We start from the raw sequence: 20791 nt of genomic DNA, 5'->3' as shown, positions 1-20791 counted from the left end.
CCGTGAGGTCCAGGTGCTGCTGCGGATCGCCGAGGGCCAGGACACCGGCGCCATCGCGGAGGGCATGGGCATCGCCAACCACCGCCGCTCGACGCCGTCGCCGTCCCGCCCGCCGAGCGCGCGACCGCCCTCGACGCACTGGCCCGGCTCACCACGGCCGTCGGCACCCACCTGGCCAACCCGGACCTCTTCCACCGCCCCCGCTGGCGGCGCCAGATCCACCCCGGGCGCACCGCCGGCATCGCCTCGGAACACCTGCCGCGTCTGCTCGCCGCCGCTGCCGAGAACCGCACCGCCGTCGGCCTGCTCGCCGTCCACTCCGTCCGCGCCGAACTCCTCGAACACCCCGGCCACCGCCTCTGCTTCACCCCCGAGGCGCTCGCCGAACTGCACCGCATGCTCGTCGCGGGAGACCCCAACATCACCCAGCCCGGCGGGTTCCGCCGGGGGGTCTCCACCGTCACCTGGCGCGACGGCGAGAGGTTCACCATCGCCACCGGCCCCGGCGCAGAGCTCCGGGACCGCATCGCGTACTGGCACCACTGGGGCACCCACACCACCGCCCACCCGCTGGACGCCGCCGCCCTGGCCATGGCGGGCCTGCTGACGATCCATCCGTTCCCGGACGGCAACGGCCGCACGGCCCGCCTGCTCGCCCAGTGCGACCTCGTGGGCGCGCGCCTGCTCCCCGGCCTGCTGCTCGACCTGGAGGCCTGGGCCGAGCGGCACCACGTCGAGCACGACAGCGCCCTGGTCGCCGCCGCCGACGGCGAACTCACCGGCTGGGGCTCGCTGTTCGCGCGCGCCGTCACCGAGACGGCCCTCCACCGGACGGCCACCGTGAACGCCTACGGCGCGGTGCTGGACACGGCCATCGCCCGGGTCGCCGACGACCCCGCCGCCATGGTGGCCCTCACCCACCTGCGTGCCGCTCCCGCCGTCTCGGCGGACTCCCTCCGGGACGTCCTCCCGTACGACCCCCGACCACCCCTCGACCGCCTGCGCACCGCCGGCCTCCTCACCGACCACCCCCGCCTGCCCGGAGCCCTGATCCACCCCCGGCTGCTCGAACTCCTCGACGCGCCGTACGAACCCGATGCCGGAGCCCCCTGACCCGCCCGGCCCGCACCGTGACCGGGGATCACCCTCAGGTCTGAGGACGACGCCCACCGGGTGCGGCTAGCGTGCCCCCATGGACTCCGACGAACACCCGGGGCACGCCTCGTCCTTCGGCCTCGCCGCCGTCGCCTACGCCGAGCACCGCCCCGACTACGCGCCGGCCGCCGTGCGGTGGGCGCTGGAGGCCGCGCCCGGCCGACGGGTGCTCGATCTCGGTGCGGGGACGGGAAAGCTGACCGGCACGCTGCTGGCGGCGGGCGTCGAGGTGGTGGCCGTGGAGCCCGATCCGGCGATGCTGGCCGAGCTGCGCCGTGGCCTTCCCCGGGCACGCGCGCTGGCCGGCAGCGCCGAGGCGATCCCGCTGCCGGACGGCTCCGTCGACGCCGTGCTGGCGGGGAACGCGCTGCACTGGTTCGACCTGGCCGTCGCCGGGCCGGAGATCGCCCGGGTGCTGGCACCAGGCGGGGTGCTGGCGGGGCTGTGGAACCTGATGGACGACCAGGTCCCCTGGGTGGCCGGTCTCGCCGGGGCGAGCGGTAGCGCGGTGATCGGCCCGCGCGACACCCCCGCCGCCTGGCGCACCGCGACCGCCGGCCTGCACCTCCCGAAGGACGGGAGCGCCGCCCGCTTCGGCGGCCCGGAGCAGCGGACCTTCCCGCACGGTCAACTCCGCACCGCCGACTCCCTGGTGGCCGCGCTCGCCACCCGCGCGGGCGTGATCGTCATGCCGGAGCCGGAGCGCGCCGCCACGCTCGCCCGCATCCGCGGGCACCTGGCCGCGACCCCGGAGACCGCCGCGGGCGCGTTCACCCTCCCCTTGCTGACCGGTGTGCTCCGTACGCACCGGCTCCGACCCGCCGTCGACCCCGAGGAGCAATGATGCGATCCACCACCACGACCCCGCGATTCCCCGGCCACCTGGCCCTGGCCCCGACCCCTGCCCCGGCTATGGCCCTGGCCGACTGGCGCACGATCTTCGGTCCCTGGCTGGGCGGTACGGCCCGCCGTTGAACGAGCTCGTCCTGACGGCCTTCAGGCGGAACCGCCCGGCCCGGTGCGAGTGCGCGCCGGGCCGGGCGGCTCCGCCGGTCCGGTGACGGCCCCTCAGGCGACGGTCTCCGGCTCGCCGCGGAGCGGCTCGGCCTCGGCCACCTCGGCGGCGGCCCTGCGGCGGCGCGCGCCGAGTGCCGAGGCGATCGGCTCGGTCCAGCGCGCGGCCAGCGGGCCGATGATCACGAGCAGCAGGACGTACGCGGTGGCCAGTGGTCCGAGCGCGGGCTCGATTCCGGCCGCCACCGCCAACCCCGCGATGACGATGGAGAATTCACCCCGGGCGACCAGTGCGCCCCCGGCCCGCCAGCGGCCCCGCGAGGCGATGCCGGCCCGGCGGGCGGCCCACCAGCCGGTGGCGATCTTCGTCAGTGCGGTGACCACGGCCAGCGCGAGTGCCGGGAGCAGGACCGGCGGGATGCTGGCCGGATCGGTGTTCAGGCCGAAGAAGACGAAGAAGACGGCCGCGAACAGGTCGCGCAGCGGGCTCAGCAGGGTGTGGGCACCCTCGGCCGCCTCCCCGGAGAGCGCGATGCCGACCAGGAACGCCCCCACCGCCGCCGAGACCTGGAGCTGCTGGGCGACCCCGGCCACCAGCAGGGTGAGGCCGAGCACCACCAGCAGCAGCTTCTCCGGGTCGTCGTGCGAGACGAAGCGCGAGATCAGCCGCCCGTACCGGAGGGCGACGAAGAGCACCGCCCCCGCGGTGGCCAGCGCGATGGCGAGCGTGATGCTGCCCGCGACCAGCCCGGCACCGGCCAACAGGGCGGTGAGGATGGGCAGGTAGACCGCCATCGCCAGGTCCTCCAGCACCAGGATGCTGAGGATGACCGGGGTCTCCCGGTTGCCGAGCCGGCCGAGGTCGCCGAGCACCTTGGCGATCACCCCGGAGGAGGAGATCCAGGTGACGCCGGCCAGCACGGTGGCGGCCACCGGGCCCCAGCCGAGCAGCAGTGCCATCACCGCGCCGGGCAGGGCGTTGAACGCGAAGTCCACGATCCCGGCGGGGTACTGGCTCTTGAGGTTGGTGACCAGATCGGTGGCGGTGTACTCCAGACCGAGCATCAGCAGGAGCAGGATGACGCCGATCTCGGCGCCGGTGGCGACGAACTCCACGCTGCTGCTGAGCGGCAGCAGTCCGCCGTGGCCGAAGGCCAGGCCGCCGAGCAGGTAGAGCGGGATCGGCGAGAGGCCGTACCGGCCGGCTATTCGGCCGAGCAGTCCGAGGGTCAGGATGATCGCGCCGAGCTCGATGAAGATGGTGGCGGTGTGCAAGCGTTCACTCCCGTCCGAGGATCACTGCGGCGGCGTCGACGCCCTCGCGGGTGCCGATCACGATGAGGGTGTCGCCTCCGGCGAGGCGGAAGTCCGGCGTCGGGGAGGGCACGGCGCCGGTGCGGCGCAGCACGGCGACGATGGAGACGCCGGTCTCGGTGCGCATCCGGGTGTCGCCGAGCTCGCGCCCGTTCCAGTGCGAGGCGCCGGAGAGCTCGATCCGCTCGGCGACCAGGCCCAGGCCCAGGGTGTGCAGCACGTTTGGGCTGTGGTGAGCGGGCGTCAGGGCGTCGATCAGGGCGGCGGACTCACCCTCCGTCAGGTGGACGGAGAGCGAGCAGGCGTCCGGGTCGTCCCGGCGGTAGGTGTTGAGGGTGCGGGTGCCGTCCCGGTGCGCGATCACCGAGAGGTGCTGATGTTCTCGGGTGGTCAGGTCGTACTGCACGCCGATTCCGGGCAGCGGGGTCGATTGCAGTCGGGGCACGGGCACGGGGGCATCCCTCCGGCAGGGCGCTGATGCGCAGGTCAAGGGGTGGTCCCACAGTCTTTCAGGCGAGCGGCCGCCTCCGTAAGGGTCAACGAAAAGTAAAGAGCAGATCAAGGCGTGACGTTCAGCACCTTGACCCTCCGTCACCCCGGCGGCCCGGTGCCGTAATTCGCGGGCCTCGTCGGGCGCGGCCCGCATACCCTCCCCGCCATGATCGACTGGAGCCTGACCGAGGCGGCCGACTCCGCCGTTCCCACCGACCGCACCATGGACGAGCTGGTGCCCCTGCTCGCGGCCGCACTGGCCGACCCCGACCCCGCCGTCCGGGACGGCGCGCCGTACGCCGTGCTGTCCGCCTGGATCTCCCGGAGCGTCATCCCGGCACCGCTGCGGCGCGCGCTCGGCGCCCGGATGGCCTCCCGCTTCGAGGACCCCCGGGTGCAGGCCCGCACCTTCGCCCCGCTGGTGCTGGACATGCTGGTGGAGGCGGGGGACTTCGCACCCGAGTGGGTGGCGGCCTTCGAGCACTGGTACCCGGCCGAGCACGACCTGCGCGGCCACGACGCCGAGTTGGGCTGGCTGCACGCCGTCGCGCACGGCGCCGACCTGCTCGCCACCTTCGGCCTGCACCCGGAGGTGGCGCCGGAGCGGATGCTCGCCCTGGCGGCCGCCCGGCTGACGGCGCCGACCGCACACGTCTGGGACCAGCTGGAGGACGACCGCCTCGCCCGCGCGGTCGGCCGGGTGCTCACCCGCCCCGATCTGACGGAGTCCCAGGCGATCGGCTGGCTGGCCCCGCTGGCCGAGCACTTCGGGTCGGACACCCTCGCCACGCCCGTCCCCGCGGAGTTCTCCAACTGCCTGCGCACCCTGCGCCTGCTCTACGTGCTGGCGGACAGGGGCGTACGCGCCCGGAGCGAGGCACCGCCGCGCGCCCTCACGCACCCCGAGGCCGTGAAGGCGGCACTCGCCGACGCGCTGGACCGGATGGTCCGGCGCTGACGCCCCGGCCATCGGAGCCGGTCCGACGGGGCGTCAACTCCCCGTGCGGACCGGCTTTTTCCGTCCTGCGCACGGCTCCCGCCATGCCCGGCAACAAGATGTTAACCACACGGGCACACCTCCTCCGCTTCCCGTGACTTTGACCGGTACATACTCGTGCTTTACTGAGTCTTGACGTAACGTCGAGTCACCACGGCTCCACCGTTGGTGAGACCGGCGTTCCTCCGCCATGCCCGTTCCAGCCGAAGGAGGCATCCCTCTTGGAACCGCTCATCGACCGCGCCCGGGCCTTCCCCCAGCGAGCCGGTGACGCCGGCCGCGAGCTCACCGGCCTCGCCGCCGGCCAGGCTCCGCAGGCGCTCTTCATCACCTGCTCCGACTCCCGGGTGGTGCCCAGCCTGATCACCGGCGCCGACCCCGGCGACCTGTTCGAACTGCGCACCGCGGGCAACATCGTCCCGGCCCACCACCCCGACGCCACCTCCGGCGAGACCGCCACCATCGAGTACGCCGTCGAAGTGCTCGGCGTGCGCGACGTCGTGGTCTGCGGCCACTCGCACTGCGGCGCCGTCGGCGCCGTGGTGCGCGGCGACGACCTCAGCGTGGTCCCGGCCGTGGACGCCTGGCTGCGCACCGCCGACCACCAGGTCCTGCGCTCCGGCGACGAGGCCGAAGTCTTCGACCCGACCGTGGCCGGCCCCGTCCAACGCCACGTCCTGGCCCAGCTCGACCGCCTGCGCGCCTACCCGTCCATCACCCGCCGCCTGACGGAGGGCCGGATCAGACTGCACGGCTGGTTCTACGAGATCCACACCGGCCTGGTGCTCTCGCACCGCCCCGAGAGCGGCCTCTTCCTGCCGCTCTAGACCCGCCGAGAAACCCCGTTCCACCGCTCCACCGCTCCACCGCTCCACTGTTCCACCGCCCCACCCAGGCCCTCCCGCCCCGTCCGTACACCCTCACGAGGACCCGAGGACCCGATGCCCCGTCATCACGAAACCGCGCCGCCCGTGCGCACCTCCCGACTCGCCTCCCTCAAGGCGGACTTACCCGCCTCCCTGGTCGTCTTCCTGGTCGCGCTGCCGCTCTGCGTCGGCGTGGCCGTGGCCTCCGGCGTCCCCGCCGAACTCGGCCTGGTCACCGGCATCGTGGGCGGTCTGCTGACCGGCCTGCTCCCCGGCAGCAGCCTCCAGGTCTCCGGCCCCGCCGCCGGCCTCACCGTGCTGGTGTACGGCGCGGTGCAGGAGCACGGCCTCGGCACCCTCGGCGTGATCACCGCCGCCGCCGGGCTGCTCCAACTCGCCATGGGCGCCGCCCGCCTCGGCCGCCTCTTCCGGGCCATCTCGGTCTCGGTGGTCCAGGGCATGCTGGCCGGGATCGGCCTGGTCCTGATCGCCGGTCAGCTCTACGCGATGGCCGACCTCAAGGCCCCCGCCGACGGCCTCTCCAAGCTGGCCGGGCTCCCGGGCCTGGCCACCGACGCGCTCTCCTCCCGCGCCTCGCTCACCGCCGCCGCGATCGGCGCGGGCACGGTGGCGGTGCTGGTCCTGTGGCCCAAGCTGCCCGGCCCCTTCCGCACCCTCCCCGCCCCGCTCGCCGCCGTCGCCGGGGCCACCGCCGTCACGGCGCTGCTCTCCCTGCCCGTCGCCAAGGTGGACGTCGCCGGGCTGGCCGGGGTGATCAGCCTGCCGGACTCGTCCTCCTTGGCCGCCCTCGGCAGCGTCGCCGCCCTCGGGACGGTGCTGGCCTTCGCGCTGATCGCCTCCGCCGAGAGCCTGTTCAGCGCCGCCGCCGTGGACCGGCTGCACGACGGCCCCCGCACCCAGTACGACAAGGAGCTGCTCGCCCAGGGCGCGGGCAACACCGTCTGCGGCCTGCTCGGCGCCCTCCCGATGACCGCCGTCATCGTCCGCAGCGCCGCCAACGTCCAGGCCGGCGCCCGCACCAAGGCCTCCCGCGTCCTGCACGGCCTCTGGCTGCTGCTCTTCGCCGCCCTGATCCCCGCCGCCCTCACCGTCATCCCGCTGGCCGCCCTGGCCGGGGTCCTGGTGCATGCCGGAGCCAAGCTCATCCCGGTCAAGTCCCTGGTGCCGCTGTGGCGTTCGCACCGGCACGAGGCGCTCATCCTGGTCGTCACCGCCGTCGCGATCGTGGCCACCAACCTCTTCGAGGGCGTCCTGCTCGGCCTGCTGCTCTCCGTCCTCAAGTCCGCCTGGGACACCTCCCACCTCCAGGTCGAGGTCGCGGACCGCGGAGCGGACGGCCCGATACACGTCGCCCTCTCCGGCAACGCCACCTTCCTCCGCCTCCCCCGGCTCCTCGAAGTCCTCGAACGCCTCCCCACCGACCGCCCCGTCCACCTGGACCTCACCGCCCTGCGGCACCTCGACCACGCCTGCCGCACGGCGCTGGAGACCTGGGAGGACCGCCACAACCGCACCGAGGGCGCCACGGCGGTGGTCCGCATCCCGGCGTCCGTCTGACGGCCCCTCAGGTGCCCGGGGCCTCGGCGGCACCGACCCCGGGCACCTGTGTCACCGTCAGGTCCGGACGGTGTCCCGTATCCGCGATCGACTCCCCGGCGCGGACCCGTCGCCCGTACCCTCTGGGCACCGGGTCAGCAGCCCGGACACACCCACCGCACCGGGGAGTTCACCGCACCGTGTACCGCAGAACCGTCTTCCTCCTCGCCACCGCCGCCCTCGCCTTCCCCCTCACCGCCTGCGTCCCCGAACCCGCCCCCGCACCCTCCTCCACCGCCACTGCCCCTGTCGCTCCCCCGCCGTCCCCCTCCCCGACCACCGCCAAGCCCTCACCGGCCGGGCCCCGTAAGGTCACCGAGGCCCCCACCGCCGGCGGCCTCACCCTCGCCACCGGCCCGGGCACCCTGACCGACGTACCGGTCGACCCCGGGGAGATGGTCGACGGCATGCAGTTCGTCCAGGCCGAGTACGACCGCCCCGGCAAGCCCTCCGCCCGCCGGATCCTCGTCCTCGCCGTGGACAACGTCCCCGAGGACCCGAACAAGCGCCGCGAGCACCTCTGGCGCGGCCTGATCGACTACGCCCTCGGGACCGGCTCCACCGGCGACCCCACCACCGCCGAACCGTACGCGCCCGGCCCGCTCGGCGGCTCCCTCGAATGCCTGAGCCTCCCGGCCCGTACCGGCCCCACCGACGTCATCTGCGGCTGGTCCGACACCACCACCGCCGGTGTCGCCCTCCTCCCCGCCACCACTCCGCCGGAGGCCGCCCGCCTGTTCGCCAACATCCGCACCGCCGTCGAGCACTGAGGGCCGACCACCCCTACTCACCAGCACGGCTCATGAGCCCCACTGGTCGCAGTACTCGATGTGGATCTCGCGGGCGTCGCCGAGGACGCCGTCGTTGGAGTGCAGCTCGGTGCAGAAGTGAGAGTGGCCGGGATGGACCGGGACGTGGCCCGGTCCCTCGCGTGCCACATCGAGGAAGTGCCGCGCAGTCTCACGGAACACCTTCGCGCTGCCGGTCATGAACAGCGTCTCGGCATGGAGGTGCTGGTGGAACAGGTCGCGGTTCTCCCGGTGGTGACGGGCCGCGTAGTCGATCGCCGCACCGTCGGCGTGCTCCTCCTCGGGCAGGCTCGCGGTCTGCGGCCGACCGGGGCCGAGACGGCCTCGGAGCTCCTTCCAGCGCGAAGGGGCGAACTGAAGCGAGTGGTGCAGGAGGACGAGGTCGAGCCGGCGGCCGGCGTCCTCCTGCACCTCCCGGGCCGGCGGGTGGTTGGCCCGTAGGGGGAGGTGGATCAGCGAACGCGGCGAACGGGCCGCGAGCATCCACAGTCCGGCGATGCTGCGGGCGGCGCCCTGGTCCAGATAGGCGTCCAGGTACCGGTCGTGGTCGACGAGGACCGCACGGGTCAGCGGCAGAGCGGGCCGGATGACCCTGAACTCGTCGGCTCCCGAGCGGGCCCGGTGTACGACGATCGGTAGCTTCATCTGCGCTCCGTTGTGCTGCGACGGCTGACTCGCCCGACGTGGGTCGCCCGGTCGCTGACGGCGGCCCGCTCACCGCGGGGCAGTTCGTGCCAGGACAGGCGACCCCGAGCGTACCCCTGAGCACGCCGCCACCGGGGCCTCCGATCACGTGGCCCGACCGCGAATCCGCACCGAGCTTGTACAACGAGGTGCTCTGCGAGACCGTCTGACGGTGCAACACTGCGTTGGTGCACTCGACGACCCAGCGGACCGTGCCCGGGCCGGAGCCGTGCGGGACCCCGCGACGGGCGATGATCGGTGGCAGCTACCTGGAGCGCGTCGGCCGATCGGCACCGTGCCGGCGGTCAGCCTCGCGTCGCCACCACTCTGCCGGTAACGGCGTCCACGAATTCAACAGTTCCTGTGGCCTGTGTGTCCCCGGGCTTGACGATGTTGACCGCCCAGCACGGTCGCCACTGGCCATCGATCTTCTTGGCCAGGAGGAACGTGGTGTCGGCGCGGGAGCCGGGGTGGGCTGATACAGCCTGACGCTTGGCGGTGTCGGCGTTGACCGTGGAGTGCGGCAGTTGGGGGTCGGCGTCCCAGCGTGCGGATGACGCCATGACCCTGCCGGAGGTGGAGACGGTGATGTCCAGGCGCATCGGCATCAGGACGTTGTCGGCGTTGTACCGGCGGTAGGTGAGCATGTAGGCGCCACCCGCGCTGTCGGTTGAGGTCAGGGTGGAGGTCGATGCCTGGGTGAGCTCGGGGAACCAGGTCGCCGCGAAGTCCGTGCCGACCTTGAGGACCTGGTCCTTGGTGAGCGGACCGGGGTCGATCTGGCTGTTGGCCGAAGCGCTGATGAGCAGACGCCCGGTGGGCCAGTCGATGCGGAACTGGCCGCGGTCGGTGGTGGCCTCGAGGACCTGCTGCGGGGGATCCTCGGGGGTGGCGGTCAGGCGGGTGGTCTGCAGCAGGGTACCGGGGCCGAAGAGCCGCTCGGCGACGCGCTGGGGGACTTCGATCTCGTCGGACGAAGAGGTCGCGCCGAAGCCGGCCGCGTCGCGGTGAAGCGGTACCCACAGCCAGACCACGGTCGTGACCGCGGCCAGGCCGACGCCGGCGACCGTGAGACCGCGAAGGACGTCTCGGCGCCCGAATCCTGCCCTGCGGGAGCGGAGCCACGACCAGACGACCGCGGCGACAGTGCCGACGAGCGCGCCGAGCGCGTTGTCGATGAAGTCCGCACCGTCACAGGAGCGGCCGGTGCCCAGCATGGTCTGGCACAGCTCGGTGACAGCGGAGAGAACCGTGCACGCCGCGAGCACGGTCAACGGCCGACGCAGCACCACTGCGGCGAAGAAGGCGAGAGGCACGAACAGGGCGATGTTCATCAGCCCCTGCTGGGTGGTGGCGGTATCCCACACCCCGCTCCCGATCGCACAGGTCCGCCCCGACGACCCGGTGGTCGTCGGTGTCAGGGTCGCAGCGACCACGCCGGCCAGCGACAGCCCCCACAGGACTGCGGCGGCCTGCGGCCACTGTCTGGCCCGGGCCTGCCGCAGAGCCACCGTCCCGAAGATGAGGCCAAGGACGGCGAAGACAGGGACGAGCGCGGGAGCTGAGGAGAAAATCGCTTCGATCATCGGTCTTCCGGGACGCGGTCGGGTAGTGCCCCGGGGTGACTGCGGGCCGAGCTCGCAGCCACCCCGGGGCAAGGTCAGCGTGTCAGGCTCAGCAGGGGTGGTCCGGCGGGGTCTGGAAGGTCTGCTGCCCGGAGACCCACATCTTGCCGATCGCGCTGCAGTTCGCCGGCAGCGGGGCGAAGCCCCAGTTGAAGCTCTTGGTCTCACCGGCGTTCTGGGTGAACGCGCCCTGGTCCCAGTGGGTGTTGCCACCCTCCTCGTACGCGAACCGGGCGATGATCTGGCCACCCGACTTCTTCTGGTACTGGATGGCCGTGAGCGCCGAGTAGTAGGACTGGCCGTGCTTCGCACCGTTCTCGGACCAGAAGTAGAGGGTGCCGCTGCTCAGCGAGGTGCTGACCAGGGGCTGGACGCCGCCCGTGGCGGCGGAGGTGGCGGTGCCGTCGTTGATCTGGGCAGCCGCACCACCCGTCGAGGGCAGGTTCAGCTGGTGGTTGCCCTTCTGAGCCGGGGCGGCCTGGGCGTCGACGGCGGTCGCGACCGGAGCAGCCGCCAGCACAGCGGCGATACCGAGCCGTACCATCGTCGTACGCACCCCGCCCATCGGGGCAGCGGTCTTCGTCATGATGTCCTCCCAAAGCGCATCAAGATGGCGAGGAGGGGGGCTCCGCGTTGCAGCGCGGACCCCCCAGCCCACAGATTGAGGCCTGACAGCTTGCGCGGCCCGGCACGCCTTGAGCCTTCCGTATGCACTCCACCCGAGCAAGCGAAATCAGTTGGCCCCCCTCGTCCCGCTTCTGCCGGGAATCCCCTACTTGGCCATCACCTAAAGTAACTGCTCACCTGCCCTTGGCATCAGGTTTCCAGCACGTTCCGGATGCAGCTACTTCGGAGCGTCACATAACAGTGATGTAACGAATGGATGCCTGCTGTTGTCATGCTCCCGTCGCCAGTGGTGCGGGTCAGGCCGGGCGGGCGGGTGCACAGGTCGGCGTGGACGGTCTTGCCAAAGGGCTCGACCGTGGCGCTCCACTGGCTGCCGGAGAGGTGGTCGACCAGGGCACGACCTCGCCCGATGGCAGGGAGAGGCGGCGAACGCGGTAGGCGCCGCAACCGCCTACACGGAGCTGGTGAGAGGAGCTAACACAATGCTTGGACTCGCCTGTAGGTGATAATGCAGCAGGCGAGTTTGAGGAATGCCTCGTGGATGTCGTCGCGAATGTCCCAACGGATGCGTAGGCGTCGGAAGCCATGGATCCAGGCATTGGTGCACTCGACGACCCAGCGGACCGTGCCCGGGACGGAGCCGTGCGGGATCCCACGGCGGGCAATGACCGGTTTGATGCCGTGCTTCCACAGCAGTCGGCGGTACTTGTCGTAGTCGTAGCCCCGGTCGGCGAACAGTTGCCGGGGACGGCCGGTGGCGCCCCGGATGTGGGGTATGGCGTCGAGCAGGGGCAGCAGTTGGGTGACGTCGTGCGTGTTGCCGCCGGTCAGGGTGATGGCGAGCGGGGTGCCACCGGCGTCGGTGAGGGCGTGGTGCTTCGAGCCGGGCCGGGCACGGTCGACCGGGGCTCAGCCCAGTTTTGGGCCGCCCCGACGGGCCTGTGAAGAACAAGCAGCCCGCTGCCCGCTACGAAGCGGGCAGAGTCCTCGCCATCGGCGAGGCGTACGCCCGGCCCGCCCACCACAAGCACAGGACGAAGCCAAGGCGGACTGCCGAGGCACCCGTGTGACAAGATCCCGGAATGGCCTTGGAAACTTGGGAGCATGACGGCGAGCACTTCTGCCTACAGACGACCCACGTAGCAGATGGGACGAGGTACTTCGAGCTCAGTGAAGCTCGTCCGACTCCGGCCCAATGGACGACCACACCCACCGAAGCCGTCCGCATCCCCGGCCCAGCCCTTGTCACCGTCACCACCCACCAGAAGGACGAGGAGATTCCGCCCCTCGTCCACTTCGACACGGACCACCAGCTCCCACTTGCAGTCCTGAGCCGCTTCGTTGCACGCGTCACCGAGCTGTTGAACGATGAAAGTGTCGAGCCCCGAACCTCCAGCTGACCCAGCCCACCAGCGGCTCAGAGTTGAACGACAAGCTGAGCCGGTGGACGATCGCATCGGTATCCAGGCACCGCACCGCCGTATGACCGACCCCGACGAGGCGATCGCGGAACTCGAGCGTGCCGTGCCCGGCTTCAGCGCACTTCGCCTCACGGTGCCTCAGACCTTCGACTGGCCAGCACTCGAAGGCACACTCGGAGCTTCACTCCCCGCCGACTACAAGCGGCTCTGTGAGCTCTACCCCACCTTCGTGCTCGGCGACTTCCTGTCCGTCCACTACCCCGCGGCCGGTCGCGAGCAGGACTGGCCGCAGGCGCTCCAGGAGGACTTGGAGATCGTCATGGAGTGGTGCGAGGACGACGACCCCGTCATCCCACTGACCCCGTACCCCGCCCCGGGCGGCCTGCTCCCCTGGGGCAGCTCGAACCAGGGCGACTTCTTCCTGTGGAGCACCAACGCGGCAGGCCCGCACGAGTGGACGGTCACGGTCGCCTCACGCAACGGTGACTGGTGGCACTACACCGGCGGGCTGGTGCAGTTCCTCGCCGACCTGATCAGCGGCGCGCTGGAACCATGGGGACTGCCCGTGATCCGACCCGAGTACTACCGATGGTGAGATGACGGCCCTGGTCCCGGGCCCCGAGCACCGTTCAGAACAGCGAGTCGGACTGAGTCGGTGTGACCACTTGGAGGAGCGCCGCCCGCACGGGAGCGAGGGCCTTCCAGTCCTCGCGGTACGTCCCGCTCTCAACGCGCAGCTCCCACAGGTGACTGCCGCCCGAATGTGCCCGCTCGACGGCTCGCAGTGCGAGTTCGGCAAGTTCAGGGGTCGGTACGGGTACCCCCGCCGGATACTCTCCCAACTCCTCGCGGTACCTGCCGGAGAGCAGGGCCGCCGCCGCCACTGCCGACACGCCCTCCGCGTACTCGACGTACTCCGTCTCCTCGGCAACCGAACGAACGGCGCGCTCGATCTCCGCCGCGACCTCCTCGGCGGGCAGCTCCCGCAGGTCGTCCACGAAGTCCAGAGCGGAATCGTCCTCGAACGGACCGGGGCCCCAGCTTCCCATGCCCTCCACCTCCACAACGCGCCGAACCGACGTGATCAAGTGTGAGCCACCGATGCCCTGGTCGTGGCGGAGCGGTCGCCGCCGCGCGGGCCTGACGGGGGATCAGGCCGTCCGGGCCGGGAGGCGGTCGGCGGTGCGGACGCGGTGGAGGTGGATCAGGAGGTCGTAGGCGCGGCCGAGGGCGAGGGTCGGGGCCGGGTCGGGGTGGTACTCGGAGCCGGCGTCGTAGGTGGGGCGGGCGGTGTCGAGCCATTGGCGGGCCGGGGTGGGGAGGGGGCGGAGGTCGAGGTAGTAGTCGCGGTGGCGGACCAGGTCGAGGAGGTGTTCGTTGCTGCCGGGGGCGGCGGCGGGGACGGTGACGGTCTTCCAGTCGTGGCTGCCGAGGGAGGAGTCCTTGGTGAGGAAGGAGCCGCCGGCGAAGGTGAAGCCGATCGCGCAGTAGTCGCGGCCGAGGGTGTCGCGGAGGAAGGCGCCCTGGGTCTTCGGGTACATGGCGGGGTCGGTGGCCAGGTAGCCGACGTGGCCGTTGTGCGCGGAGACGAGGACCCGGCCGCCGACCGTCCGCTGCCACCAGGCGGTGTTCTCCGCCATGGTGCGGTCGCGGAGCAGTTCGGCGGCGGTGACGGCGGCCGGGTCGGTGACGTCCAGGGAGAGGAACTCGAAGGTCCGGGCGATCACCCGGGCGTGCTGCTCGGCCCAGGCGCCGGCCTCGTCGCCGCCGGAGCGGGCGACGAGGGCCAGCGCCTCCGCGGCCCGGGCCGCGTCCGCCCGCCGTTCGGCGACCGGCCGCCCGAGGTAGGAGAAGGCGTCGTCCAGCGGGCGCAGCACGGCGTACAGCGCCTCCACCCTCGCGGCCGCCGAGGGCGCGGTACCCCGCACGTGGTCGAGCACCCGCCGGAAGACGTCGTCGCCCAGGCGGGGAGCGCCGATGTCGTCGCCCACGAAGCGCAGCGGCCGCCCGGGCCGCCGGAGGTTGTACGCCCGCATCCAGCCGATCAGGCTCGCGAACTCGGCCCGCTCCCACGGCGATCCGCCGAACTCCTCGTGGACCAGCCGCACCGCGTCGTCGTCGCGGCCGCCGCCCGTCTCGCCCCGTACGTAGGAGTCGATCCGCAGGCCGGAGGTCCAGCTCATCTCCAGGGCGAAGGTGGTGAAGCCCTTCTCCTCCACCAGGTGGCGGAACACCCGCTCCTTCATCGCGAAGAACTCGTGCGACCCGTGCGTCGCCTCACCGAGCCCGACCACCTTGGCGCCGCCGATCATCGCCCCGAGCGCCCGCAGGTCTCCCGTCCGTCCGCCCGGCTCGGTCGTGGTCAGCGGCTGGGCCCCGCGTTCCAGTGCCCGGACCAACCACCCATCCTCCACGCCCGCCGGCGCCGAGGCCGCCGCCGAGGCCGGGGTCCCCACCGCCAGCGCCCCCGCCCCCGCACCGGCCGCGACCAGCAACTGCCTCCGCCCGAGCCGCATCCCACGCTCCGTCATGCCGCACACCCTCCAGCCGTCGGCCCCGCCCCTCGGGACCGCTTGAACGATCTTGTCCCGGGGTCGCGTGCCACCGCCCTCCCGCTGTCCGCACTCTTCCGCCGGGGGTCACCCCCACCGCCGTCTGCCCTTCCGGACATCACCCTTGCCCGCGGTTTGTTCGAGCGGGCCCCACGGGTAGTCAGGGGCGGACCCAGAGGAGGCAGTTCCCGTGCAGCCGACCGCCCCCGCGCAGACCCCCAGGCACCCGCACCCGCCCGGCCTGGACACCCTCCGCCGCACACCGCACCGCGGCCTGGCCGCCATCCCCGACCCGGCCCACCGCGCGATGATCGCGAGCGTGCTGGACTCCGGGGCGATCGAGCGGGAGATCGCCCGCACCGACGCGTACGCCTTCGACCCGCCCCCGGACCTCGCCCAGGCCGACGCCGACGCGCGGACGCTGACCGCCGAGCTGGCGGCCTTCGGCGTCGCGCTGCCCGCCGCCACCGTCCGCCACATCACGCACATGCGCGCGCTGATGGTGCCCCTGGCCGACGCCGCACTGGCCCTCGCGGTGGACCGCGTCTGGGTGTTCACCACCAACACCGACGACGTCTGCTGCCGCGAGCCAGCCGCGGCGGCGGCCCTGCTGCGGGCCGGCCTGCTGCCGGGAGAGCCCGCCACCACCCCCGAGACCCGCTACGTCCGCCACATGTTCGAGCAGCTGGCGCCGCACTGCGAACCGACCGTGCTGGCCGTCCTCAAGAGCTTCTTCCACAACGCGCTCACCGGCCTCCTGATGGAGGCCGAGTTCCGCCCGGACGCCACCGACGGACTGGACAGCGACTTCGTCCGTGCCTACAACGGCTTCTCCCAGTTCTGGTTCGCCATGCTGCAGTTCACCGATCCCTGCCTGGACGCCGACCGCCACCGCGCGTTCTGGGCCGCCGCCTTGAGCTCCGGCGTGGACTTCCTCAACGACGTCAACGACGTGCTCTCCTGCTACAAGGAGGCGCTGGACACGCCGGACTTCCTGGCCGGCCGCCTCCACCGCCAGGCCGTGCGCGAGGGCGTCCCCTACCTCACCGTCCACCGCCGCGCCTCCGAGAGCGGCGAGGCCGCCCGCCACCGGATCCTCGACCTCGCCACCGAGGCCCAGCGCCCGCACCTCGACCGCTACCTGACCGGCTTCGCGTACTGGCACCTGCACTCCCCCCGCTACCGCTGGCGGGACCTCTTCCCCGGCCTGGAAGCCGACCCGGTACGCAAGATTGTGACGACAGAAGCGCATAACTGAAACAATCCAACGCAAGAATCTTGTGGACTCCCCTGTGGAGGCCCTACTGTCACGTGCCAATCCCCCTCCAGAGACAGGCACCTGATGGCCCGGAACCTCCGCAGGGCGGTCACACCGCTCTCCGCGACGCTGCTCCTGTTCAGCCCGCTGCTCGGCGGCACCGCCGACGCCGCCCCGGCGACCGCCCCGTCCCCCGTGCTCACCCGCGCCGGGCTGGCCCCCGCACTCACCGAGGGGCGCGGCGCCCGGGTCCCCTTCGCCGAGCAGGAGGCCGAGTCGGCCGTCACCACCGGCACCCGGATCGGGCCCGACCGCACCGCCTACACGCTGCCCTCCGAGGCCAGCGGCCGGCAGGCGGTGAAGCTGACCCCGGGTCAGTACGTGGAGTTCACCCTCCCTGCGGCGGCCGACGCGATCACCGTCCGCTACAGCATCCCGGACGCGCCCCGGGGCGGCGGCATCACCAGCCCGCTGGACGTCACCGTCAACGGCAAGGACCGCCGCACCATGACGCTGACCTCCGAGTACTCCTGGCTCTACAACCAGTACCCGTTCTCCAACGACCCGCAGGCCGAACTCCTGCACCCCGACTGGTGGATCACCGAGTGCGGCTGCGTCCCGGCCGCCACCACCCCGGCTCCGGTGGTCGACAAGCCGTTCCGGCCCAGCCACTTCTACGACGAGCAGCGACTGCTGCTCGGCAAGCGGTACAAGGCCGGCGACGTGGTCCGCCTGACCGTCCCCCGCACCGCGAACGCCGCCGAGTGGACCGTCGTCGACCTGCTGGACTCCCAACTGGTCGGCGCCCCGCACGTCGAAGCCTTCGCCGCCAACGTGCTGGCCTTCGGCGCCGACCCGACCGGCCGCCGCGACTCGGCGCCCGCGATCGAGCGCGCCATCGCCTTCGCCCAGCGCAGCCGCCTCAAGGTCTACCTGCCGCCGGGCACCTACCAGGTCAACCGGCACATCACCGTGGACGACGTCACCATCGTCGGCGCCGGCAGCTGGTACACCGTGCTGAAGGGGCGTCAGACCACCCTCCCGCAGCCCGCCCCGGACGGCTCGGTGCACACCGGTGTCGGCCTGTACGGCAAGAGCGCCGCCGAGGGCGGCAGCCGCAACGTGCACCTGTCCGGCTTCGCGATCGAGGGCGACGTCCGCGAGCGGATCGACACCGACCAGGTCAACGCGATCGGCGGCGCGCTCAGCGACTCCACCGTCTCCGGCCTCTACCTGCACCACACCAAGGTCGGACTCTGGCTGGACGGCCCGATGGCCCGGCTGAAGGTGACCGGGAACGTCATCGCCGACCAGATCGCCGACGGCCTCAACTTCCACACCGCCGTGACGGACTCCGTGGTCGCCGACAACTTCGTCCGCAACACCGGCGACGACGGCCTGGCGATGTGGTCGGAGAAGACCGCGAACGCGCGCAACGTCTTCGACCACAACACGGTGCAGTCCCCCGTCCTCGCCAACGGCATCGCGATCTACGGCGGCACGGACACCACCCTCTCGAACAACCTGGTCGCCGACCCGGTCCGCGAGGGCAGCGCCATCCACGCGGGCTCGCGGTTCGGCGCCGAGCCCTTCGCCGGGCAGCTGCTGATCACCGACAACACCACGGTGCGCGGCGGCACGTACGAGCTGAACTGGAAGATCGGGCTGGGCGCGATCTGGTTCTACGCCCTGGACCGCTCGATCTCCGCCGACGTCCGGGTCACCGGTGACCACCTGCTGGACTCCACCTACAACGCCCTGATGCTGGTCTCCGACTGGCCGGTCAAGGACCAGGTCTCCATCGACGGCCTGAAGTTCAAGGACCTGCGGATCGACGGCACCGGCACCTCCGTGCTCAGCGCCCGGGCCGCCGGCTCGGCCACCTTCGAGAACGTGGACGCCCGCAACGTCGGGGCGGTCGGCGTCAACAACTGCGGCACCTTCCACTTCACCCCGGCCGGCTCCGAGTTCGCCCTCACCGACCTCGGCGGCAACGACGGCGGCGGCACCACCGGCCCCTGGCTCGCCCCCTGGGAGCTGCCGAACACGATCACCTGCGACGACCGCCCGCCGGTGGTCACCCCGCCGGCTCCGTCCCCCTGGGGCTGAGCCCGCACCCAGCGCCGCGTCCGGGACCCCCACCCCGGGCGCGGCGCCTCGCCCGTTCCGGGCCCGGTCGGTTAGGTTCGGACACCATGAGCACCACCATCTGGACCACCCGCGCCGAGACCGCGGCCGACGCCGACGCCGTCCGCGCGATCAACCTGGCCGCCTTCGACACCCCGGGCGAGGCCGACCTGGTCGACGCCCTGCGCGCCGACCCCACCGCCTGGATCGACGGTCTCTCCCTGGTCGCCGTCGACGAGGAGGACCGCCCGGTCGGGCACGCCCTGCTGACCCGCTGTCACATCGACGGGACCCCGGCCCTCGCCCTGGCCCCCTGCGCGGTGCTCCCCTCCCACCAGCGCACCGGCGCCGGAGCCGCCGCGATCCGCGCCGCCCTCCGCGCGGCCGCCGCCCTGGGCGAGCGCCACGTCGTGGTCCTCGGCCACCCCACCTACTACCCGCGCTTCGGCTTCGAGCGCGCCTCCCAGCACGGCATCAAGCTCTCCATCGAGGTCCCCGACGAGGCCCTGATGGCCCTCGCCCTCACCCCGGGTGACCCACTGCCCTCCGGCCTGGTCCACTACCCGGCGGCCTTCGGCATCTGAGGCACCGGACAGAGCCCGGCGGGGGTCGGCGGGGGTCGGCGGCTCGCGGCGCGGGCGCGCGGCGAGCCGCCGGCCCCCGGTGGTGCTCAGCGCATCAACCGCTCGGCGTCCGAGAGCAGTTCGACCACCCGCAGGCCGAAGGCCGCGTCGCAGGGGTGCGCGGTGCCGTCCGCCGCCGAGCGCAGCAGCGCCGAGACCGAGCGGGCGTAGGCCTCCTGCGGGCTCTCGTGGCGCTCGGGCATCAGGAAGCGGCCGGCCTCGCCGCGCAGCTCCAGGACCACGCCCTCCACCGCACCCGCGACCGGCATGGTCAGACTGAGCGTCAGGTTGCTCAGGGCACCGGCGGCGTGACGGATCACCAGGTGGACGGTGTCCAGGGGGCCGGTGGACGCCGAGACCACCTCGCCGTCGCCGAGGACCGGGAGGAGCACCGAGAGGGCGTGCGGGCCGACGTCCCAGAGGGCGCCCTTCTCCCGCCGCCAGGGCGAGTCCGCGTACGGGCTGCCGCTGCCGGGGGCGAAGACCGAGCCGAACCACTCCGCGCGGGCGGTGAACCAGCCGTCGCGGGCGCCCTGTTCGCCGAGCCAGTCGGCGATGTCGGGGTGGTAGCGCAGGGTGAAGAAGACCACGGAGGCGACCTTGGCGCGCTCGGCGGCCCCGACCACCGCCCGCGCCTGGTCGACCGTCAGGGCGACGGGCTTGTCGAGCAGCAGGTGCTTGCCGGCCTCGGCGGCCCGCACGGCGTACTCGGCCTGGACGGCCGGCGGCAGCGCGATGGAGACCGCGTCCACCGAGGCGAGCAGCTCGTCGACGTCCTCGAAGACCGGCACGCCGTACGGCTGCGCCAGCTCGGCCGCCGCGGCGGGGCGCCGGCCCCAGACACCGGCGAACTCCACCTCGGGGTGCCCGGCCAGGGCCGGGGCGTGCACCCGCTGCGCCCAGGGGCCGGTGCCCAGCAGTCCTATCCGCACGGCGGTCACCGCTCGACCCGGATCAGGGTGAAGCCGTCGTAGCCCTTGACGCCGACGGTCTGCACGGAGGTGGCGGTGACCCGGGGTTCGGCGGCCAGCTGCTCGTGCAGGCGGCGGGTGCCGAGCACGGCCGGGTCGGTGGAGTCCGCGTCGGCGACGGCGCCGCCGCGCACCACGTTGTCGACCACGATCAGGGTGCCGGGGCGGGAGTGGTCGACGGCCCAGGCGACGTAGTCGGGGTTGCTCACCTTGTCGGCGTCGATGAAGAAGAAGTCGAAGGGCTCGACGCCCTCCGCCGCCAGCTCGGCCAGGGTGTCGGCGGCCCGGCCGAGCCGGACCTCCACCCGCTTCGCCAGCCCGGCCCGTTCGAGGTTGCCCCGGGCCACCTCGGCGTGCGCGGGGTCGAGCTCCAGGGTGAGCATCCGCCCGTCCTCGGGCAGCGCCCGGCCCAGCCAGATGGCGCTGTAACCGCCGAGGGTGCCGACCTCCAGGATCCGCTTCGCCCCGATCGAGCGGGCGAACAGCTGCAGCATCCGCCCCTGGTTCGGCGCCACCGCGATCTGCGGCAGCCCGGCCGCGTCGGCGGCCGCCTGGGCCGCCGTCAGCTCCGGGTCGTCACCGATCAGGGTCTCGCTGAAGTACTCGTCCACCCTGGTCCACTGGTCCTGGCCCACCGGG

At 72.6% G+C, this 20791-nt stretch carries 21 protein-coding genes and 1 pseudogene; 11 read left to right on the top strand and 11 right to left on the bottom strand.

Translation table 11 applies throughout. The features are described 5' to 3' along the window. A partial coding sequence (locus ACWCYY_RS33275; RefSeq protein WP_449798139.1) for a hypothetical protein occupies positions 1-393 on the bottom strand: 393 nt, incomplete at its 3' end. 3 nt (positions 394-396) lie between these two features. On the opposite strand from ACWCYY_RS33275, the gene ACWCYY_RS33270 reads away from it, so the two are divergent. The 3 genes from ACWCYY_RS33270 to ACWCYY_RS33260 all read left to right on the top strand — a co-directional run bounded on the left by ACWCYY_RS33270 (position 397) and on the right by ACWCYY_RS33260 (position 2130). Beyond that, complete coding sequence (locus ACWCYY_RS33270; RefSeq protein WP_449798138.1) at positions 397-1113, top strand: Fic family protein; 717 nt, start codon at positions 397-399, stop codon at positions 1111-1113. 79 nt (positions 1114-1192) lie between these two features. Then, positions 1193-1999: a class I SAM-dependent methyltransferase gene (locus ACWCYY_RS33265; protein WP_449798137.1), complete on the top strand. Its 807-nt coding sequence runs from the start codon at positions 1193-1195 to the stop codon at positions 1997-1999. After that, positions 1996-2130: a hypothetical protein gene (locus ACWCYY_RS33260; protein ID WP_449798136.1), complete on the top strand. Its 135-nt coding sequence runs from the start codon at positions 1996-1998 to the stop codon at positions 2128-2130. Before ACWCYY_RS33265 ends, ACWCYY_RS33260 begins: the two co-directional genes overlap by 4 nt. A 93-nt stretch (positions 2131-2223) precedes the next feature. On the opposite strand, the gene ACWCYY_RS33255 is transcribed toward ACWCYY_RS33260, so the two are convergent. Both ACWCYY_RS33255 and ACWCYY_RS33250 read right to left on the bottom strand, forming a co-directional pair. After that, on the bottom strand, positions 2224-3444 hold the full coding sequence (locus tag ACWCYY_RS33255; RefSeq protein ID WP_449798135.1) for a cation:proton antiporter: 1221 nt from the start codon (positions 3442-3444) through the stop codon (positions 2224-2226). A gap of 4 nt (positions 3445-3448) precedes the next feature. Further along, positions 3449-3934 (bottom strand): cation:proton antiporter regulatory subunit, encoded by a 486-nt coding sequence (locus tag ACWCYY_RS33250; protein WP_380150049.1) that lies wholly within the window; start codon positions 3932-3934, stop codon positions 3449-3451. A gap of 207 nt (positions 3935-4141) precedes the next feature. Here ACWCYY_RS33250 and ACWCYY_RS33245 point away from each other — a divergent pair, with 207 nt between their 5' ends. The 4 genes from ACWCYY_RS33245 (at position 4142) to ACWCYY_RS33230 (ending at position 8225) form a co-directional block, all read left to right on the top strand. Continuing rightward, positions 4142-4933: a DUF2785 domain-containing protein gene (locus ACWCYY_RS33245; protein ID WP_449798134.1), complete on the top strand. Its 792-nt coding sequence runs from the start codon at positions 4142-4144 to the stop codon at positions 4931-4933. A gap of 260 nt (positions 4934-5193) precedes the next feature. Beyond that, positions 5194-5799, top strand: coding sequence for a carbonic anhydrase (locus ACWCYY_RS33240; protein WP_345285457.1), 606 nt, complete (start codon positions 5194-5196; stop codon positions 5797-5799). Between the two features lie 114 nt (positions 5800-5913). Further along, a complete protein-coding gene (locus ACWCYY_RS33235) occupies positions 5914-7416 on the top strand; it encodes a SulP family inorganic anion transporter (RefSeq protein ID WP_449798133.1) in 1503 nt (500 codons plus the stop codon). 179 nt (positions 7417-7595) lie between these two features. Then, positions 7596-8225 carry a hypothetical protein gene (locus ACWCYY_RS33230; protein WP_449798132.1) on the top strand — a complete coding sequence of 210 codons (630 nt, stop codon included), beginning with the start codon at positions 7596-7598 and terminating at the stop codon, positions 8223-8225. Between the two features lie 30 nt (positions 8226-8255). Here the strand turns inward: ACWCYY_RS33230 and ACWCYY_RS33225 are convergent, their stop codons facing one another. The 4 genes and pseudogenes from ACWCYY_RS33225 to ACWCYY_RS33210 form a co-directional block, all read right to left on the bottom strand. After that, complete coding sequence (locus tag ACWCYY_RS33225; RefSeq protein WP_449798131.1) at positions 8256-8909, bottom strand: hypothetical protein; 654 nt, start codon at positions 8907-8909, stop codon at positions 8256-8258. Between the two features lie 344 nt (positions 8910-9253). Next, positions 9254-10534, bottom strand: coding sequence for a VanZ family protein (locus ACWCYY_RS33220; RefSeq protein WP_449798130.1), 1281 nt, complete (start codon positions 10532-10534; stop codon positions 9254-9256). A gap of 88 nt (positions 10535-10622) precedes the next feature. Beyond that, positions 10623-11159, bottom strand: coding sequence for a hypothetical protein (locus ACWCYY_RS33215; RefSeq protein WP_449798129.1), 537 nt, complete (start codon positions 11157-11159; stop codon positions 10623-10625). A 515-nt stretch (positions 11160-11674) separates the two neighbouring features. Beyond that, positions 11675-12106: pseudogene (locus ACWCYY_RS33210) on the bottom strand (IS5 family transposase); the annotation flags it as partial. Between the two features lie 576 nt (positions 12107-12682). On the opposite strand from ACWCYY_RS33210, the gene ACWCYY_RS33205 reads away from it, so the two are divergent. Next, positions 12683-13216 carry an SMI1/KNR4 family protein gene (locus ACWCYY_RS33205; RefSeq protein ID WP_449798128.1) on the top strand — a complete coding sequence of 178 codons (534 nt, stop codon included), beginning with the start codon at positions 12683-12685 and terminating at the stop codon, positions 13214-13216. A gap of 34 nt (positions 13217-13250) precedes the next feature. Here the strand turns inward: ACWCYY_RS33205 and ACWCYY_RS33200 are convergent, their stop codons facing one another. Together ACWCYY_RS33200 and ACWCYY_RS33195 are read right to left on the bottom strand one after the other, a co-directional pair. Continuing rightward, positions 13251-13670: a DUF4259 domain-containing protein gene (locus tag ACWCYY_RS33200; RefSeq protein ID WP_449798127.1), complete on the bottom strand. Its 420-nt coding sequence runs from the start codon at positions 13668-13670 to the stop codon at positions 13251-13253. A gap of 102 nt (positions 13671-13772) precedes the next feature. Beyond that, complete coding sequence (locus ACWCYY_RS33195; protein ID WP_449798126.1) at positions 13773-15152, bottom strand: erythromycin esterase family protein; 1380 nt, start codon at positions 15150-15152, stop codon at positions 13773-13775. A 211-nt stretch (positions 15153-15363) separates the two neighbouring features. On the opposite strand from ACWCYY_RS33195, the gene ACWCYY_RS33190 reads away from it, so the two are divergent. The 3 genes from ACWCYY_RS33190 (at position 15364) to ACWCYY_RS33180 (ending at position 19142) form a co-directional block, all read left to right on the top strand. After that, entirely contained in the window at positions 15364-16431 is a 1068-nt protein-coding gene (locus ACWCYY_RS33190; protein WP_449798125.1) for a hypothetical protein, read from the top strand. Between the two features lie 84 nt (positions 16432-16515). Beyond that, positions 16516-18540, top strand: coding sequence for a glycosyl hydrolase family 28-related protein (locus tag ACWCYY_RS33185; RefSeq protein WP_449798124.1), 2025 nt, complete (start codon positions 16516-16518; stop codon positions 18538-18540). Positions 18541-18626: 86 nt separating this feature from the next. Further along, positions 18627-19142: a GNAT family N-acetyltransferase gene (locus ACWCYY_RS33180; RefSeq protein WP_345285433.1), complete on the top strand. Its 516-nt coding sequence runs from the start codon at positions 18627-18629 to the stop codon at positions 19140-19142. Positions 19143-19228: 86 nt separating this feature from the next. On the opposite strand, the gene ACWCYY_RS33175 is transcribed toward ACWCYY_RS33180, so the two are convergent. Beyond that, the gene (locus ACWCYY_RS33175; RefSeq protein ID WP_449798123.1) at positions 19229-20113 is read right to left on the bottom strand and encodes a Gfo/Idh/MocA family protein; all 885 of its coding nucleotides are present in this window, start codon (positions 20111-20113) and stop codon (positions 19229-19231) included. Between the two features lie 5 nt (positions 20114-20118). Beyond that, entirely contained in the window at positions 20119-20787 is a 669-nt protein-coding gene (locus ACWCYY_RS33170; RefSeq protein WP_345285430.1) for an O-methyltransferase, read from the bottom strand. Positions 20788-20791: the final 4 nt, after the last annotated feature.

It is taken from the genome of Kitasatospora sp. NPDC001664 (genome assembly GCF_053596675.1).
The sequence above is the reverse complement of the archived record's forward strand: the minus strand, read 5'-3'. Positions and strand labels throughout refer to the sequence as shown.

Bases quoted from the DNA above. Each gene is read 5' to 3' on its own strand.
- ACWCYY_RS33245 (WP_449798134.1), top strand. From the start codon at position 4,142: ATGATCGACTGGAGCCTGACCGAGGCGGCCGACTCCGCCGTTCCCACC.
- ACWCYY_RS33185 (WP_449798124.1), top strand. From the start codon at position 16,516: ATGGCCCGGAACCTCCGCAGGGCGGTCACACCGCTCTCCGCGACGCTG.
- ACWCYY_RS33235 (WP_449798133.1), top strand. From the start codon at position 5,914: ATGCCCCGTCATCACGAAACCGCGCCGCCCGTGCGCACCTCCCGACTC.
- ACWCYY_RS33205 (WP_449798128.1), top strand. From the start codon at position 12,683: ATGACCGACCCCGACGAGGCGATCGCGGAACTCGAGCGTGCCGTGCCC.
- ACWCYY_RS33195 (WP_449798126.1), bottom strand. From the start codon at position 15,152: ATGACGGAGCGTGGGATGCGGCTCGGGCGGAGGCAGTTGCTGGTCGCG.
- ACWCYY_RS33260 (WP_449798136.1), top strand. From the start codon at position 1,996: ATGATGCGATCCACCACCACGACCCCGCGATTCCCCGGCCACCTGGCC.
- ACWCYY_RS33215 (WP_449798129.1), bottom strand. From the start codon at position 11,159: ATGACGAAGACCGCTGCCCCGATGGGCGGGGTGCGTACGACGATGGTA.
- ACWCYY_RS33265 (WP_449798137.1), top strand. From the start codon at position 1,193: ATGGACTCCGACGAACACCCGGGGCACGCCTCGTCCTTCGGCCTCGCC.
- ACWCYY_RS33180 (WP_345285433.1), top strand. From the start codon at position 18,627: ATGAGCACCACCATCTGGACCACCCGCGCCGAGACCGCGGCCGACGCC.
- ACWCYY_RS33225 (WP_449798131.1), bottom strand. From the start codon at position 8,909: ATGAAGCTACCGATCGTCGTACACCGGGCCCGCTCGGGAGCCGACGAG.
- ACWCYY_RS33270 (WP_449798138.1), top strand. From the start codon at position 397: ATGCTCGTCGCGGGAGACCCCAACATCACCCAGCCCGGCGGGTTCCGC.
- ACWCYY_RS33200 (WP_449798127.1), bottom strand. From the start codon at position 13,670: ATGGGAAGCTGGGGCCCCGGTCCGTTCGAGGACGATTCCGCTCTGGAC.
- ACWCYY_RS33220 (WP_449798130.1), bottom strand. From the start codon at position 10,534: ATGATCGAAGCGATTTTCTCCTCAGCTCCCGCGCTCGTCCCTGTCTTC.